Origin of the sequence: Streptomyces sp. NPDC000345, assembly GCF_042898825.1 — a bacterium.
Lineage (GTDB): Bacteria > Actinomycetota > Actinomycetes > Streptomycetales > Streptomycetaceae > Streptomyces.
On the sequence record NZ_JBIAZE010000003.1, the window covers coordinates 380,740 to 396,411 of the forward strand.

The following is a 15,672-nucleotide window of genomic DNA, read 5'->3' on the forward strand; positions in this document are numbered from 1 at the left end:
CCCGCCCCGCGCGGGCACGCCCGGCCCCCGCCGTCCCGGTGAGGGCGCCCCGCCCCTGCTGCGCGGGGCGCCCACTCACCCCACCCGCTTCCGCACATCAGAACCGAGAGGAATCAATGCCGTGGCTGTCACCACGAGTTCGTCACTGCCCCTGGCGCGTGTCCTGGACGGCGCCCGTACCGGTGAGCTGCACCGGCGTGTCATCGCGGCTCCCGCGGCCGTCGCCGAGCGGGCCGAGGTGTACGCCACGGCCGCGCTGGCCGCGCTCGTGCACCGGTACACCGGAGAGACCGATCTGCTGATAGGGCGCCGGCGGCAGCCGGGCCCGGCCGAGCCGCTCGCGTTGCGCGTGGACGGCCGGACCACCCTCGGCGAGCTGCTGCGGGCCGTGCCCGAGGCCCCCGTCGCGGCGGAGACGGGCACCGGCCGGCCGGCCCACGCCGCCGTCGACACCACCGGCCCCGCGTCCTCCGCGCTCGCCGCGCTGACCCTCTCGGTCACCGACGGCGGTTTCGAACTAGCCCTGGACGGCGATGAGTTCGACGCCACGGCCGCCGACCAGTACGCCCGTCACCTGGAGCGGGTCCTCGCCGCGCTGGCGACGGCTCCCGAGGGCGCCGTCCGGGACATCGCCCTGCTCACGGAGGAGGAGCTGCACCGCATCCTGGTGGAGTGGAACGACACCGAGGGCCCGGTCGGCCCGGCCTTCTTCCACGAGCTGGTCGCCGAGCACGCCCGCCGCACCCCCGACGCCCTCGCCGTGATCCTGCCCGGCACCCGGCTGACGTACCGCGAACTCGACGGGCGGGCGAACCAGTTGGCGCACCGCCTGGCCGCCCGCGGGGTGCGGCCCGGCGACCGGGTCGGCGTCTGCTTCCCGCGCGGCGCGGAGAGCCTGATCGCCCAGCTCGCCTGCTTCAAGCTGGCCTGCGCGGCGATCCTGCTGGACAGCGACTTCCCCGCCGACCGCGTCCGCTACATGATCGAGGACGCCTCCGCCGCCGTCGTCCTGACCCTCGCCGCCCACGTGGACAAGGTCCGCGGACTCGCCCCGGTCATCGCCCTGGACACCGACGACTGGCGTACCGAGCCGGACACCGAGGTCAGCGAGCCGGTCGACGCCGACGACCTGATCCACATCTGCTACACCTCCGGCTCCACCGGCGCCCCCAAGGCCGTCATGGTCCGCTTCGGCGCCGCCCGCAACCTGATCCACAGCATGGCCGAACTGACCGGCACCACCGGCGCCTCCCAGGGCACCTGGCTGGCCGCCCCCGGCTACGGCATGATCGAGGTCGAGTGCTTCCCGGTGCTCGCCCGCGGCGGCACCGTGCACATCCCCGACGTCTCGGTGGTCTCCTCCGAGCACCGTCTGCAGGAGTGGTTCCTGCGCGAGGGCATCACCACCACCTTGCTGATGAAGCCGATGGCCGAGCGGCTGTGGCGCCTGGAATGGCCCGAGGACACCCCGCTGGAGAACATCCGGGTCTGCGGTGAGCGCATCCAGTCCTGGCCCCCGGCCGGTCTGCCGTTCCGGCTGATCAACCTGTACGGCTCCGCCGAGGCCACCGTCGTCGCCAGCTGCGACATCACCGGACTCGGCGAGCGCCTCGGCGCACAGGGCCGCGCCCGCCGGCTCCCGCCCATCGGCCGCCCCACCACCAACGTCACCACGTACGTCCTCGACGAGGAGCTGCGCCCGCTGCCGCCGGGCCTCGTGGGCGAGCTGTGCATCGCCGGCGTCAGCCTGTCGGCCGGCTACCTGGGCCGCCCGGAGGCCACCGCCGAGAAGTGGATCACCAACCCGATCGACCCGGCCCGCCACCCGGTCATGTACCGCACGGGCGACCTGGCCCGGTACTGGCCGGACGGCAGCATCGAGATCGTCGGCCGCACCGACAACCAGGTGAAGGTGCGCGGCAACCGCGTCCACCTCGGCGAGATCGAGGTCGTCCTCACCACCCTGCCCGGCGTCAGCCAGGCCGCGGTCCTCGCCCACCGGGACGGCCAGGGCGACGTCCAGCTGACCGCGTACATCGAGCCCGGCCCGGAACCCGCGCCCTCGGTACGGGACCTGCGCCGCGGCCTGTCCCAGCGGCTGCCGTCCTTCATGGTGCCGGCGGTGTACGTCATCGGCGGCCTGCCCACCAGCGTCAACGGCAAGATCGACCGGGCGGCGCTGCCCGAGCCGCCGCGTTCGCGCCCGGAGCTGGACACCCCGTACCAGGCGCCCGCGGGGGAGCTGGAGGAGGCGCTGCTCGGGCTGTGGACCAAGGTCCTGGAGCTCGACGGGGTGGGCGTCCACGACAACTTCTTCGAGCTGGGCGGCGACTCCCTGCGCGCCGCCAGGCTGACGACGCTGGTGCGCGAGGAGTTCACGGTGGACATCGAGATCGTCGACCTCTTCGACGAGCCGACCGTGGCGCAGATGGCGGCGCTGGTCGCCGCGCGGGTTCCGGCGGCGGCCTGACCCCGTCCCGTGACGCGCGAGTGCCCCGCCGGACCGTCCGGCGGGGCACTCGCGCGCGCGGGGGAGCACCCGGGGTGGGGCGCCGCGGCGCCCGCCCGCCCGCCCACGCCCGCCTGGAGGGCCCGGGGGGGGGCGCGGCGGGGGGGGGGGGGGGGGGCGGGGGGCCGCGGCCCCCCCCCCCCCGGCCCCGCGCGGCCCGCGCCCCCCCCCCCGCCGCCCGGCCCCCCCCCCCCGCGTCCGGGGATCACGCGGCGTTCGGCAGCGGCTCCGCCAGCCAGCCGTCGACCGCCGCCATGAAGGCCTCGTGGTGGCCGTACCAGGTGAGGTGGCCGGCGCCTTCGACGGAACGGACCTCCACCCCCTGCCGCCGCAGCGACTCGACCGCCTCCGGGGGCACGAAGCGGCTGGGCTCGGGGCGGACCATCAGGGAGGGGACGTGGGCCGGCGGGGCGAACCCCCGGCCGGCCACGGAGGCGAACAGGCTCACCGAGGTGGCCACGTCGAACTGCTCGGCCGCCCGCGCCTCCACCTCCCGGTCGTACCGCCGCCAGCCCGGTTCCTGCCGGTCGAGGGCGTCGAGCGTACGGCGGGCCTTCGCCTTGGCGTACACCGCGGTGAGCGTCTGCGGATCCGCGTCGAGGCGGCTCGGGCCGAAGGGGGTGTCCACGTACACCACCCGGCGCGGGGCGATCCGGTCCAGGGCGGAGGCGAGGACGAAGGCGCCCATCGAGTGACCGACGGCGAGATCGGGGGCGGCCGGCACGGACTCCGCCAGCGCGGCGGTGAAGTCGTCCAGGCCCGCGCCGGGGAGGGCGGGGGAGTGCCCGTGCCCGGGCAGGTCCACCGCCACCACCCGGTAGCCGCGGGCGGCCAGCGCCGGGCCGATCTCCCACCAGCACTCCGAACTGCTCAGCATTCCGTGGACGAGTACGGCGATCCGGTCGCCCGTGCCCCATTGGCGTAGGTGAAGAGTCATGCCCGGAAGGGTAGTTGCGGGGAATTCGCCGTGGCGGGACGGGAAATGACGGATGGTTATGGAAACGAGAAGCCGCCGCCCCGCTGCGAAAACGCGGGACGGCGGCTTCTCGGGGGTCAGTGACCCGGGGTCTCCAGCTGGTGCAGGACCTTCTTCAGCTGTAGCGCCCGGTTCTGCTCGCCCACCGCCTTGAGGAGCGGCAGCATCAGCAGGTACCGGCCGGTGCGGTCGAGGCGCTCGAACCGTTCGGCGGCGGCCGGCCGTTCGGCGAGCGCCGCCGTGAGCTCGGCCGGTATCTCGGCGCGGGCCTGTCCCTCGTAGGCGGCGTCCCAGCGGCCGTCGGCCTGGGCGGCGCGGATCTCGGAGAGGCCCGGTTCACGCATCCGGCCGGCCTCGATCAGCGCCTCGACCTTGCGGATGTTGACCATCGACCAGACGCTGCGGGCGCGGCGGGGGGTGAGTTTCTGGAGGAAGAAGCTCTCGTCGAGGGACTGCCGCCGGGCCGGGATCCAGCCGTAGCACAGGGCCACGTCGAGGGCCTGGACCGCGTCGACGGAACGGATTCCCGCCCCCTTTTTGGCGATCTTCAGCCAGAGCCCGTCGGTGTTCCGGTGATTTCTCTCGAACCAGTTCTCCAGTTCGTTCTCGTCGGAAAAGTGGATCGCCTCGGAACTGTCGTTCACAACCATGCGGGAAATCGCCCCCGTTCAGGTGCTGATGAAATCGGTGGCGCCGTGCAGCCACGACACCGCGTCGTGCAGGTCCTCGGCGGAGTGCCCGGCGAGCAGTGCGTCGCGTTCGGCGGCGCGCGGGCCCGCCGGGTGGTAGAGCTCGCTGCCCATCCAGCGGGCGGTGCGCGTGGTGCGGGCGGTGCGCTCGCGCCGTACGCCGTTGTACTTCTCCAGGCGCTGCGGCACGTCGGCCGGGTCGCAGCGCAGCAGGGTGCCGAGGGCCACCGCGTCCTCCAGGGCCATGCAGGCGCCCTGGGCCGCGTACTGGAGCATCGGGTGCGCGGCGTCGCCGGCCAGCGCGACCCGGCCGTCCACCCAGGTGTCGACGGGGTCGCGGTCGCACAGCACCCAGATCCGCCAGTCGCGGCCCAGCTCCAGCAACTGGCGTGCGGTGTCTGCGAGTTCGCCGAACTGGGCGAGGACGTGGGCGCGGGTGGCGGGGGTGCCGGTGATCTCCCGGCGGGCGCCGTCGTCGCGGGTGGCGGCGAGGTTGAGGTAGTCGCCGCCGCCGATCGGATAGTGCACGAAGTGCCACCCGGGGCCGGCCCAGAGGGTGACGGCGCGGGCCCGGAGCCGCTCGGGGACCTCGGACATCGGGATGACGGAGCGGTAGATGGTGTGGCCGGAGATGCGCGGCGGGCCGTCGCCGACGAGCTGCTCGCGCACGGCGGAGCGCAGCCCGTCGGCGCCGATGAGCACCTCGGCCGGGAAGCGGTCACCGGCCGCGGTCAGCGCCCTCACCTGCCCGCCCGACTGCTCGTAGCCGGTGACGCGCTGTCCGCCGAGCAGCCGCACTCCGGCGTCCCGGCAGCCGTCGAGGAGCGCCCGGTGCAGGTCCGCGCGGTGCACGACGGCGTAGGGGTTGCCGAACCGGGTCCGGTACCCGCCGGTCAGCGGCATGGCCGCCACGCGCCGGCCGGTGGTGCCGTCCATGAAGCGGAGTTCGTCGATGAAGTCGGCGCGGCCGGCCACGGCGTCCCGGACGCCGAGGGCGTCCAGGGCGTGGAAGGCGTTGGGCGCGAGCTGGATGCCGGCGCCGATCTCGCCGAACTCGGGCCGGCTCTCCAGGACGGTCACCCGGTGTCCGCTGCGGGCCTGGCCGAGCGCGACGGCCAGCCCGCCGATGCCGCCGCCCGCGACGAGTATGTGAGTCATGGCTCGTTCTGGTCCTCTCGCATGCGCCGGCGTGTGCCGGGACGGGGGGACGGCCGGCCCTCGGGGGGTGAGAGGGCCGGCCGCGTCGGACGGGGTACGGACTACTTGGCGGCCGCCGGCGCCCCGGCGGGAGCGCTCACGCCGTCCGCCGCCGGGGCGGCGGGCTTCGGCGCGGCCTGGGCGACGGCCGTGCCGCGCAGGCCCAGGACCGAGACCGCGACGATGCCGGCCGAGAGGGCGCCGGTGAACCAGAACGCCGACTGGAAGCCGTCGATCGGGATGGCGCGGACGGCGCCGTCCGCCAGGCCGGCCAGGGCCACGCCGACCGCGAGGCACAGGCCGACGCCCAGCTGGCGGCCGGAGTTGTACAGGCCGGAGGCGAGACCCATCTGCGGGCCGCTGACACCGCTGGTGGCTGCGACGGCGGTGGTGATCATCATGACCGTGACGCCCAGGCCGAGCAGGACGCCGCCGGGCAGCACCACCAGCAGGTAGGAGCTGTCGGCGCTGACCTGGGCGAGCAGCGCCGAGCCGGCGGCGAGGAACAGCCCGCCGATGGTCAGCGTGTTGCGGGCGCCCAGCCGCTCGGTGAGCCGGATCACCGGGACGCTGGCGAGGAACACGGTGAACGCCTGCGGGAAGAAGGCGAGGCCGGTCTTGACGGCGGAGTAGCCGAGGACCTGCTGGAGGTAGAGGGTGATGAAGAAGGTCGACACCGACATCACACCGCCGGACAGGAACGCGATGGCGTTGCCGGAGGACAGGCTGCGGTTGCGGAAGATCGACAGCGGGACGAGGGGGGCCGGGACCCGGGTCTGGACGATCAGGAATGCGATCAGCAGCACGGTGCCGGCGGTCAGCGAGGCGATGACGGCCGTGGAGTTCCAGCCCTCGTCGGAGGCGACGGTCAGGCCGTAGCTGAACGCGCACATCGCGGAGGTGACGAGGATGGCGCCGGGGATGTCGAGCTTGGTGGCGCGGGTGGTGTGGTGGTCGGCGGCGAGCTTCTTCGCGGCGAGGGCCACCAGGACGATGCCGACCGGCAGGTTGACCAGCATGACGGCACGCCAGCTGATGTACTCGGTGAGCAGCCCGCCGGCCGCCACACCGCCGGAGAAGCCGGCCGAGGAGACCGCGCCGAAGACGCCCATCGCCTTCACCCGCTCCTTGCCCTCCGGGAATCCGGCGGCGATCAGCGCGAGGACGGCCGGGGAGACGGCCGCGGCCGCGAGGCCCTGGAGCGCGCGTGCGGCGACGAGCACGAACGGCTCGGTGGCGAGCCCGCCGACCAGCGAGGCGAGGGTGAAGACGGTGAGTCCGGCGACGAACAGCCGCTTGCGGCCGATGACGTCGCCCGCCCGGCCGCCGAGCAGCAGGAAACCGCCGTAGAAGAGCGCGTAGGCGCCCACGACCCACTGCAGACCGCTGTCGGTGAAGCCGAGGTCACGCTGCATGCCGCCGAGGGCGACGTTCACGATGGCGAAGTCGAGGGCGAGCATGAACTGCGCGGTGCACAGCAGGAGGAGCGGCGGTCGCCCGCCGGTGGTGCCGGCCATGGCATTCCTTTCGAGGGATCAATGGGGGGATGAGGTGGTGCGGTGGTCCGGTGATGCGAGATCACGGAGTGGATACCGGTGAACGTGAGTGACCGGTACTGTCTGGGGAATGACAGGAAAATCGCGGGTGCGGCAGCCCGGGGACCGCGAGGTGGCGCCCGGCCGGCTCGCCCTGGTGCAGTCCTTCGTCAACAGCCTCAACGTGGAGTTCGGACCGGACGAGTTCGCCACCGTCGAGGGCTTCACGCGCTGGCTCGGGGAGTACGGACCGCCCGGCGCCGCGAGCGAGGTCACCGAGGCCGACCGCCGGCGCGCGGTCGAACTCCGCGAGGCGCTCAGGGCGCTGCTGCGGGAGAACAACGGCGGTGAACCCGACCCCGCGGCCCGCGCGGCCGTCGAGCGCGTCGCCGCGCAGCTCCCGCTGGTCCTGGGCTTCGACGCCACCGGCCTGCCCGGCCTCAGGCCCGTCCACGACGGCGCCCGCGGTCTGATGGCACAGGTGCTGGGGATCGTCGTGGAGGCCGCCGGTGAGGGCACCTGGCAGCGGCTGAAGTCCTGCCACGACCACCGCTGCGAGTGGGCGTTCTACGACCGCGCCCGCAACCGCTCCGGCCGCTGGTGCTCCATGGCGGTGTGCGGCACCCGCTCCAAGATGACCGTGTACCGGCAGGGCCTGAAGGCGGCCGCCGCGAACGGCTGAACCCGGCCGGCGCACCACGGGCGCGGTCACGGCGCGTACTCCTTGCCCAGGACCAGCCGCGCCACGGTCATCTTCGTGGCCGCCGCGGTCCCGTCGGCGAGCTGGAGACCGATGACGTCGCGCAGCCGCTGCGCCACCGGCCCGTCCTCGCTCCAGCCCAGGTGCCCCATGGTCAGCAGCGCCTGGTGGGTGGCCTCCACGGCCGCCTTCGGCGCCCACCACTTCGCCATGTTCGACGGGATCCGCGGATCCTCGCCCCGGTCCGCCCGGCACAGCGCCTCGTACGCGACCAGCCGTGCCGCGTGCAGCAGCGTGGTGTGCTCCACCAGCGGGAACGTCACCGACTGGAACCGTCCGAGCGGCTGCCCGAACGCGGTACGGCGGGTGGCGTGGGCGTACGCCTCCTCCAGGGCCGCGTCGCCGACCGCGATGGCCATCAGCGCGATCAGCGCCCGGGAGACGCCGAAGCCGCGCATCACGGCCGTGAAACCGCCGCCCGGTTCGCCGACCAGCTCGCCCGGTCCGACCCGCAGCCCGTCCAGCACCAGCCGGCCCCGGCCGCCGGCCTTGCAGCCGAGGTCGGTCAGCCGCTCGCGCCGGACCCGGGTGTCGTCCAGGGCGACGTAGAAGGCGCTGATGCCGCGGGCGCCCTCCTGGCCGGTGCGGGCGAAGACCAGGGCGTGGGTGGCGTGCGCGGCGATCATGATCGAGGTCTTCTCGCCGGTCAGCACCCAGCCGTCCCCGTCCGGCGTCGCGGCCATCCGGATGCCGGCCGCGTCCGTGCCGTGGTCCGGCTCGGTCAGCGCCAGTGCGACCACGGCCTCGCCGCGCGCGATCGCCGGCAGCCAGGCCGCCCGCTGCTCGGCGGTGCCGTTGTCGGCGAGGACCCCGCCGATGAGGGCGGCGTTGAGCACCGGGAAGCACACCGACAGATCCGCGGCCGCCAGCCGCTCCAGCGCGATGCCCGCGCTGACCGCGTCCAGGCCGAGGCCGCCGTACTCCTCGGGAATCCGCAGCGCGAACAGGCCGGCGGCGGCCAGGTCCGCGACCAGGCCCGGGCGGTAGGTGCCGGAGCGGTCCTGCTCCTGCCGGTGCGGGGCGATCCGGTCGGCGGCGAACTCGGCCACCCGCTTGGCGAGTTCGTCCTGCTGTGCGGTGAAGGTGAAGTCCATGGGGCTGTGCTTCCTTCTCTCGGGGCGGGCGTCAGACGCGGGGGCGGCCGGCGGGGGACGGGCCGAGCGGGGCGAGCGGGCCGGACCGGTCGGACAGCAGCTCGCGCAGGACGAATTTCTGGATCTTTCCCGAGGGGGTGCGCGGCAGCTCAGGCAGCAGTTCCACCCGCTCCGGCCAGTACGTCTTCGCCATGCCGAGGCCCGCCAAGTGGGCCCGCACGTCCGGGAGTCCGAGTTCCGCGCCGTCGGTGACCAGGAACGCGCAGGCACGCTCGCCGAGCCGCGCGTCCGGGTAGCCGACCACCGCGACGTCCTTGACCGCCGGGTGCCGCAGCAGCGCGCCCTCGACCTCGACGACCGGGATGTTCTCGGCGCCGCGCACGATCATGTCCTTGACCCGCCCGGCGATCCGGATCCCGCCGTGCCCGTCGTCCCGGGCCAGGTCACCGGTGTCGAACCAGCCGTCGGCGGTCACCGAGGCGGCGTAGACCTCCGGCCGGCGGAAGTAGCCCAGGCACTGGGCGGCGCCGCGCACCTGGAGCCGTCCGCTCCCCCCGGGCGGGACCGGGCCGCCCTCCTTGCCGGTGATCCGGACCTCCATGCCCGGCACCGCCGTGCCGTCGCTCTCGGCGGCCCGCAGCGGCGGCTGCCCGGGACGCGTGACGGTGACACAGCCGTTCTCCGTCATGCCCCACAGCGCGTACACCCGGCAGCCGAGCACCACGTCGGCGTCCTCCACCAGCAGCGGCGCGATCGGCGCGCTGCCGGTGGCGAAGCTGCGCAGCGCCGACAGGTCGTGCGGGGTGCGGCGCTGCGCGTCGATCAGATCGGAGAGGAAGGTCGGCGCCCCCATGAAGAACGTCACCCGCTGCTCCTGGAGGATGCCCAGCATCCGTTCCGCGTCCCAGCGGTCCACCTGCACCGCGGTCGCGCCGAGCAGCATCGGCATCACGAAGTTCCACGTGAAACCGGCCTGGTGCGTGGTGGGCGAGCCCATCGCGGTGATCTCGTCCCCGGTCAGCCCGAGCACGTCGGCCTGCGCCTTGTTCATCGCGTACAGGGTGTTGTGGCTGTGCACCACGCCCTTGGGCTCACCGGTGGTGCCGGAGGTGAACATGATCTGCGCGGGGTCGTCGGGACCGGCCTCGAGCGCGTCGAGGGACGCGAGCAGCGCCGGGTCGGGCTCCGGGCCGTAGAGGTCGCGGGTGAAGTCCAGTGCGCCGGCGGTGAGCGCGCCGTCGCCGCCGAGGAGGACCCGGTGGCGCAGGGTGGGCACGGCAGCGGCGACCTCGGCGCTCATCTCGTCGTAGGAGAAGCCCCGCACCTCGGCGGCGGCGATGTACACCGGGCTCCCGGTGAGCCGGGTCATGAACTCCACCTCGCGGCGGCGCATGGTCGGCACCACCGGCCCGGCGACCGCGCCGATCCGGGCGGCGGCCAGACAGAGCGCCACCAGCTCCCAGGAGTTGGGCAGCTGCAGCGTCACCACGTCACCGCGCCGCACGCCGAGCCGCAGCAGCCCGACGGCGAGCCGGTCGACCCGGCGGGCCAGCTCGGCGTAGCCCACCGTCCGGGCGTCGGCGCCCGAGTAGCAGACCAGGGCGGGGCGCTCGGGCCGCAGCGCGGCCCAGCGGCGCAGATCGTGCAGGATCGTCTCGTCCCGCCACCAGCCGGCCGCGCGCCAGGCCTCGGCGCCGTCCACGGCGCTGTACGGCTGTGCTGTCGTCGTCATCGGGAGTCTCCCCGGGTGGTGTCGAGCGCCCGGCGGGCGCGGTCGGCGACGGCGAGCGCGCTGACCCCGCCCTGTTCGAGCAGCAGCCGCTGGCCGCCGGCGACCGGGACGAAGGCGTCCGGCATGGCGATCCGGTGGACCCGGACCGGCCGCACCGCGCTCAGCTCCTCGGCGACGGCGGAACCGAACCCGCCGGCCGCCCAGTGCTCCTCGACCGTGATCACCGTCCGCTGGTCGCCGAGAGCGTCGAGCAGGGCCGGGGTGTCGAGCGGCTTGACGGTGTGCAGATGCAGGACGTTCGCCTCGATGCCGTCCGCCGCGAGCAGCCCGGCCGCCTCCAGCGCGGCCAGGACCGGGTACGGCCCGCAGGCCGCGATCGTGACGTCGGCGCCCCGGCGCAGGATCTGCGCCCTGCCCAGGCGCGGCGCCTCGGCGCCGGCCGGCAGGGCGGGGGTGGCGCCGCGGCCGAGCCGGAGGTAGACCGGTCCGCCGCAGGCGAGGGCCTGACGCAGCAGCTCCGCCGTCTGGGCGGGGTCACCGGGCACCACGACGGTCATGTGCGGCAGCACCCGCAGCGTCGCCAGGTCCTCCAGGGCGTGATGGGTCGGTCCGAGGTGACCGGCCGACACCCCGGAGTGGGTGGCCGCGATCAGCACCGGCAGGTTGTTCAGCGCGATGTCGAGCTTGACGGCCTCCAGCGCGCGGGAGGAGGCGAACGCGGCCATCGTGTTCACCAGCGGGATCCGGCCCTCGCGGGCGAGCCCGGAGGCGGCGCCCATCAGGGTGTGCTCGGCGATCCCGAGATTGAGGTAGCGGTCGGCGGCGAGACCGAAGTCGACGCCGTTGAACAGCCCGGTGTCGCTGTCGAGCACGACCAGCCGGTCCTCGCGGGGCAGGAGCCGGGCGACGGTGTCGCGGTAGACCTCGCGGGCGGAACGGGTGTCGGCCGCCGGGGCGGCGGAGGCGGGTGCGGCCACGGTGGTCATCGGCGGGCCTCCGCCTCGGCGCGCAGGGCCTTCAGGAGCTGGAGCTCCTGCCGGCGGCCCAGCCGGGCGTAGTGGCTGCGGGCCTGGCCCTCGATCTGCGGGACGCCCTTGCCCTTGACGGTGTGCGCGATCAGCACGGTCGGCCGGTGCGGGTCGGGGGCCAGGGTCAGCGCGGCGGTGAGCGCGTCGGTGTCGTGGCCGTCGGCCTCCAGGACCCGCCAGCCGAAGGCGCGCCAGCGGTCGGCCAGCGGCTCCAGGGCGGCGACCTTCTCGGTCGAGCCGCTGATCTGCAGACCGTTGCGGTCCACGATCGCGGTGAGCCGGCCGAGCCGGTGCGCGGAGGCCACCGACGCGGCCTCCCACACCGAGCCCTCCTGCAGCTCGCCGTCGCCCATGACGACGAAACAGCGCCGGTCGGACTCCTCCAGCCGGTGCGCCAGGGCGTACCCGACGCCGACGGCCAGCCCGTGTCCGAGGGAGCCGGAGGGCATCTCCACGCCGGGGATCCCGGGGTGGGGGTGGGCGGTGAAGTGGCTGCCCGGGCGGGCGTACCCGGCGAGCTCCCCGGCCGGGAAGTAGCCGGCCTCGCACAGGGTCGCGAACAGGCCGATGCCGCCGTGTCCCTTGCTGAGCAGCAGCACGTCCCGCTCGGGCAGTCCCGGGAAGCGCGGGTCGTGCCGCAGCACCCGGAAGTAGAGCACGGCGAGGATCTCCACCAGGGACATCGACCCGCCCAGATGCCCGCCCTCGGGAGAGGCGCACATGGTCACGACGTGCTCCCTGATCCGGGTGACGACCTCGGGCAGGTCCGCTTCCCGGCGGGGGTCGTCGGCGGTCGTTGCGGCCGGCGGCGGGGTGCCGCGCAGCAGGGGCGGGCTGCTCATGCCTGGTCCTTTCGGCGGGTGCGGTGGAGACGGTGTCGGGTGGCGTACGGCGGTGAAGGGGGCCGAGGGCCTGCTCAGTTGGGGTGCAGGCCGGTGAACTCCAGGCCGCGCTCCTCCGGTTCGCCGAAGCGGATGTTCATGCACTGCACGGCGTTGCCCGCGCCGCCCTTGACGAGGTTGTCCAGGGCCGCGATCACGGTGACGGTGGAGGCGCCGCGGTCCAGGGCGAAGCCCACGTCGCAGAAGTTGGAGCCGGCGAGGATCTTGGCGTCGGGGAAGCGGTGCATCCCGCGCCGGGCGGCGACGATCCGGACGAAGGGCTCGTCGGCGTACCGGGCCCGGTAGGTGGCGCGGACGGCGCGCTCGTCCACCCCGTCGGCCAGCCCCGCCCGGCACAGCAGCTGCACCCCGCGCACCGCCTCGACGCCGGTCGCCGTCATCCGCACGGTGTGCCCGGTCGCCTGGGCGATCTCGGCCTCGTGCCGGTGCCTGGTGGGGGCGAACACCCGCAGCGCGCCGCTGCGTTCGGCGTGCAGGTTCTCCGAGCCGGCCTTGGCGCCGGAGCCGCTGGACCCGGTGCGGGCGTCCACCGTGATGTCGCCCTCGATCAGCTTGTCGCGGGCGAGCGGCTCCAGGGCGAGGATGCCGGCGTTGGCCATGCAGCCGGGCACGGAGATCCGGTCGGCGGTGCGCAGCCGTTCCCGGTGGAACTCGGGGATGCCCGGGGTGAAGCCGTCGATCAGGGCGGGCGCCTGGTGCGGGGTGCCGTAGTAGTCCTCGTAGACGGTCGTGTCGTGCAGCCGGAAGTCGCCGGACAGGTCGACGACGACGTGTGCGGCGGCGAGGTACTCCGGCATCCGCTGCATGGTCTCCCGGTGCGGGGTGGCCAGGAACAGCACGTCGGGGTGACCGAGCTGGTCGTACGAGGAGAACGTCAGCCGGGTGCGGCCGCGCAGGTTGGGGTGGACGCTGTCCACCGGCCGCCCGCGCAGGGTGCGGGAGACGGCGTTGACGACCTCCACCTGGGGGTGGTTGACGAGCAGGCGGAGCAGTTCCCCGCCGATGTAGCCGGCCGCGCCGACGACGGCTGCCCGGATCATGCCTGTGCCTCCTTGATCAGCAGGGCGGCCATGGCGTCCGCTGCGTCGATGTCCGTGCCGTGGCTCTGCTGCAGCCCGCGGAACTCCACCCGGTCGTTGACCTCCAGCACGGTCAGCCGGCCGTCGGGGTCCTGGAGCAGGTCCACCCCGGCGATGTGCGCGCCGACGGCGCCAGCGGCGGCCACGGCGAGCCCGGTGAGCTCGGGGTCGGGGGAGCAGCGCTCGCTGACCGCGCCGCGGGCGACGTTCGTCCGCCACTGGTCGCTGCGGCGGTACGTGGCTCCGACGGCACGGCCGTCCACCACCAGGACGCGGATGTCCCGGTCGGCCTTGGCCACCTCGCGCTGCACGTAGACGATGTGGGACTGCGGGGAGGGCAGCGCGGCCAGGTGCTCCAGGACGGCCGCGGCCATCGCCGGGTCGGTCACCCTCGTCACCAGGCGTCCCCACGAGCCGACCAGCGGCTTGATCACGGCCGGGTAGCCGAACCGCTCCAGGGCCTCCAGGGCCGCCTCGGGGGTCAGCGCCAGGGTGGTCTCGGGGGTCGGCAGGCCGGCGGCGACCAGGGCCGTGGTCGTCTGCCACTTGTCACCGCAGACGGCCGCCGCGGCGGCCGTGTTGAGCACCTTCGTGCCCGTCGACTCCAGGGCGCTCGCCGCGTACAGCGCCCGGTAGTGGCCGACCTCGCGGTTGAGGACGGTCCGCGGGCCGGTCCAGGGCGTGCCCGCCCGGACCGACAGCGCACGGGGGTCGATCTGCTCGCTCGCGACGCCACGCCTCTCCAGCGCTGCCAGGATGCATTTCTCCTCGAAGCGGACCCGCGAGGCGAGTACGCCGAGCCGCGGTGTCGCGGAACTCATCGCCTTGTTCTCCTTCCTGTGTGTCGGAGCTGCCGGTGGTGTGTCCGGTGGGGAGCGGCCGGCAACTACTCGCCCCAGTCCTCCTCGACCTCCGGCGCGAGGACCAGACGGGGCGGCTCGACCGACTCGACCTCGAGTTCGACGGCACACTCCGGGCACTCGAGGATCTCGCCCACCCGCGGGTCGTTCTCCCACGGAACCTCGGCGTCGCATTCGAGGCATTCGGTGACGGTCAGGGTCTGGGACATGGGAATTCCCCTCACTGGATGGAATGGACGGAAGACGACGGAACGAGACCGACTGTATCCCTGGGAATTCGCTCCGTTCGGCCGCTTTTCATGAGGGGCTCGAATGGGAGTGAACGCGGCTGCTTATCCTCGAGCGGATAGCCCTGCAGTGCCTGCCGGAACGCCTTCTCGGCTATACGGGCGAAGTCCTCGGGCACGGCCCCGGGAGCCGTCGCGAGGGTCACCGGCAGCGCGGCCGGCGGCTCGGGCAGGCCCGGGAGCACGGCCCTGGCCAGTCCCCACAGCTCGTCGCCGTTGCCGACCAGGCAGGTCATGCCCAGACCCGCCTTGGCGGCCGAGCGCAGCCCGATCAGCTCGGGGCCCTCGTACGCGATCCGCCAGGGCACGCCCGCCTCGTCGAGGACCTCGCCGACCCGTGCGCGCAGGGTGCACGGCGTGGGGAACAGGGCCAGCGGAAGGGTGTCGCGCTCGCCGATGGCGGGGCGGCCGAACCAGGCCAGGCGCATCCGGCCCAGCTCCACGCGGTCCGTGCCCGGCTCCGGCGGGCCGGCCTGGAGCAGCAGCGCCGCGTCCAGCTGGCCGGTGCCGAGCTGCTGGGCCAGCGCCTCGCTCGCCCCCGTCCGCACCCGCAGCTGCACATGCGGCAGTCCGCGGTTGACCCGGCGCAGGAACTCGGGGAGGACCTCGGCGAGCTGGCTGGTCACGCCCACGGAGAGCAGCACCTGGCCGGCCTCCGGTACGAACCGGGCGACGGCCTCGTCGTTGAGCGCCACCATGCGCCGGGCGTACTCGAGCAGTTCCTCGCCCTGCGGGCTGAGCCGCATCTCGCGCCCCGTGGAGGCGAAGACCGGCCGCTTGATCAGGCCGCTCAGCTGGCGGATCTGCTGGCTGACGGCGGGCTGGGTGATGTGCAGGGCCTCCGCGGCCCGCCGGAATCCCCCGTGCTCGACCACCGCGACCAACGCCCTCAGGCGATTTATCTGCAAGTCGTGACGCATTCTCCCACCCCGTCTTCGGTCGAATTCCTGGCGCTGGCAGCAGCGTAGGACGGGCCTCTTCGGGGCTACCACGGCGCAGCTCACGGGATGGGTATGAGATCTTC

14 protein-coding genes are annotated in these 15,672 nt (G+C 74.0%); 2 read left to right on the forward strand and 12 right to left on the reverse strand.

What is annotated here, in order from left to right; translation table 11 throughout:
- Positions 1 to 121 precede the first annotated feature (121 nt).
- Positions 122 to 2,470 (forward strand): amino acid adenylation domain-containing protein, encoded by a 2,349-nt coding sequence (locus ACFY30_RS09235; protein WP_390844518.1) that lies wholly within the window; start codon positions 122 to 124, stop codon positions 2,468 to 2,470.
- A 244-nt stretch (positions 2,471 to 2,714) separates the two neighbouring features.
- On the opposite strand, the gene ACFY30_RS09240 is transcribed toward ACFY30_RS09235, so the two are convergent.
- From ACFY30_RS09240 to ACFY30_RS09255, 4 genes are all read right to left on the reverse strand, one after another.
- Positions 2,715 to 3,446 (reverse strand): alpha/beta fold hydrolase, encoded by a 732-nt coding sequence (locus ACFY30_RS09240; protein WP_390844520.1) that lies wholly within the window; start codon positions 3,444 to 3,446, stop codon positions 2,715 to 2,717.
- Positions 3,447 to 3,562: 116 nt separating this feature from the next.
- On the reverse strand, positions 3,563 to 4,135 hold the full coding sequence (locus tag ACFY30_RS09245; RefSeq protein WP_390844521.1) for a YdeI family protein: 573 nt from the start codon (positions 4,133 to 4,135) through the stop codon (positions 3,563 to 3,565).
- An 18-nt stretch (positions 4,136 to 4,153) separates the two neighbouring features.
- On the reverse strand, positions 4,154 to 5,332 hold the full coding sequence (locus ACFY30_RS09250) for an FAD-dependent monooxygenase (protein ID WP_390844522.1): 1,179 nt from the start codon (positions 5,330 to 5,332) through the stop codon (positions 4,154 to 4,156).
- Positions 5,333 to 5,433: 101 nt separating this feature from the next.
- Complete coding sequence (locus tag ACFY30_RS09255; protein WP_390844523.1) at positions 5,434 to 6,888, reverse strand: MFS transporter; 1,455 nt, start codon at positions 6,886 to 6,888, stop codon at positions 5,434 to 5,436.
- Between the two features lie 109 nt (positions 6,889 to 6,997).
- Here ACFY30_RS09255 and ACFY30_RS09260 point away from each other — a divergent pair, with 109 nt between their 5' ends.
- Positions 6,998 to 7,588, forward strand: a complete 591-nt coding sequence (locus ACFY30_RS09260; RefSeq protein WP_390844524.1) for a CGNR zinc finger domain-containing protein — start codon at positions 6,998 to 7,000, stop codon at positions 7,586 to 7,588.
- A gap of 26 nt (positions 7,589 to 7,614) precedes the next feature.
- Here the strand turns inward: ACFY30_RS09260 and ACFY30_RS09265 are convergent, their stop codons facing one another.
- From ACFY30_RS09265 to ACFY30_RS09300, 8 genes are all read right to left on the reverse strand, one after another.
- Entirely contained in the window at positions 7,615 to 8,760 is a 1,146-nt protein-coding gene (locus ACFY30_RS09265) for an acyl-CoA dehydrogenase family protein (RefSeq protein ID WP_390844525.1), read from the reverse strand.
- Between the two features lie 31 nt (positions 8,761 to 8,791).
- Positions 8,792 to 10,492 carry an AMP-binding protein gene (locus tag ACFY30_RS09270; protein ID WP_390844526.1) on the reverse strand — a complete coding sequence of 567 codons (1,701 nt, stop codon included), beginning with the start codon at positions 10,490 to 10,492 and terminating at the stop codon, positions 8,792 to 8,794.
- Complete coding sequence (locus tag ACFY30_RS09275; protein WP_390844527.1) at positions 10,489 to 11,478, reverse strand: transketolase family protein; 990 nt, start codon at positions 11,476 to 11,478, stop codon at positions 10,489 to 10,491. Before ACFY30_RS09275 ends, ACFY30_RS09270 begins: the two co-directional genes overlap by 4 nt.
- The gene (locus tag ACFY30_RS09280; RefSeq protein ID WP_390844528.1) at positions 11,475 to 12,362 is read right to left on the reverse strand and encodes a transketolase; all 888 of its coding nucleotides are present in this window, start codon (positions 12,360 to 12,362) and stop codon (positions 11,475 to 11,477) included. Before ACFY30_RS09280 ends, ACFY30_RS09275 begins: the two co-directional genes overlap by 4 nt.
- A gap of 74 nt (positions 12,363 to 12,436) precedes the next feature.
- Positions 12,437 to 13,462, reverse strand: a complete 1,026-nt coding sequence (gene argC / locus ACFY30_RS09285) for an N-acetyl-gamma-glutamyl-phosphate reductase (protein WP_390844529.1) — start codon at positions 13,460 to 13,462, stop codon at positions 12,437 to 12,439.
- Positions 13,459 to 14,322: a RimK family alpha-L-glutamate ligase gene (locus ACFY30_RS09290; RefSeq protein WP_390844530.1), complete on the reverse strand. Its 864-nt coding sequence runs from the start codon at positions 14,320 to 14,322 to the stop codon at positions 13,459 to 13,461. The genes argC and ACFY30_RS09290 overlap by 4 nt, the downstream gene beginning before the upstream one ends.
- A gap of 65 nt (positions 14,323 to 14,387) precedes the next feature.
- Positions 14,388 to 14,570 (reverse strand): lysine biosynthesis protein LysW, encoded by a 183-nt coding sequence (locus tag ACFY30_RS09295; RefSeq protein WP_390659175.1) that lies wholly within the window; start codon positions 14,568 to 14,570, stop codon positions 14,388 to 14,390.
- 11 nt (positions 14,571 to 14,581) lie between these two features.
- The gene (locus ACFY30_RS09300; protein ID WP_390844531.1) at positions 14,582 to 15,568 is read right to left on the reverse strand and encodes a LysR substrate-binding domain-containing protein; all 987 of its coding nucleotides are present in this window, start codon (positions 15,566 to 15,568) and stop codon (positions 14,582 to 14,584) included.
- Positions 15,569 to 15,672: the final 104 nt, after the last annotated feature.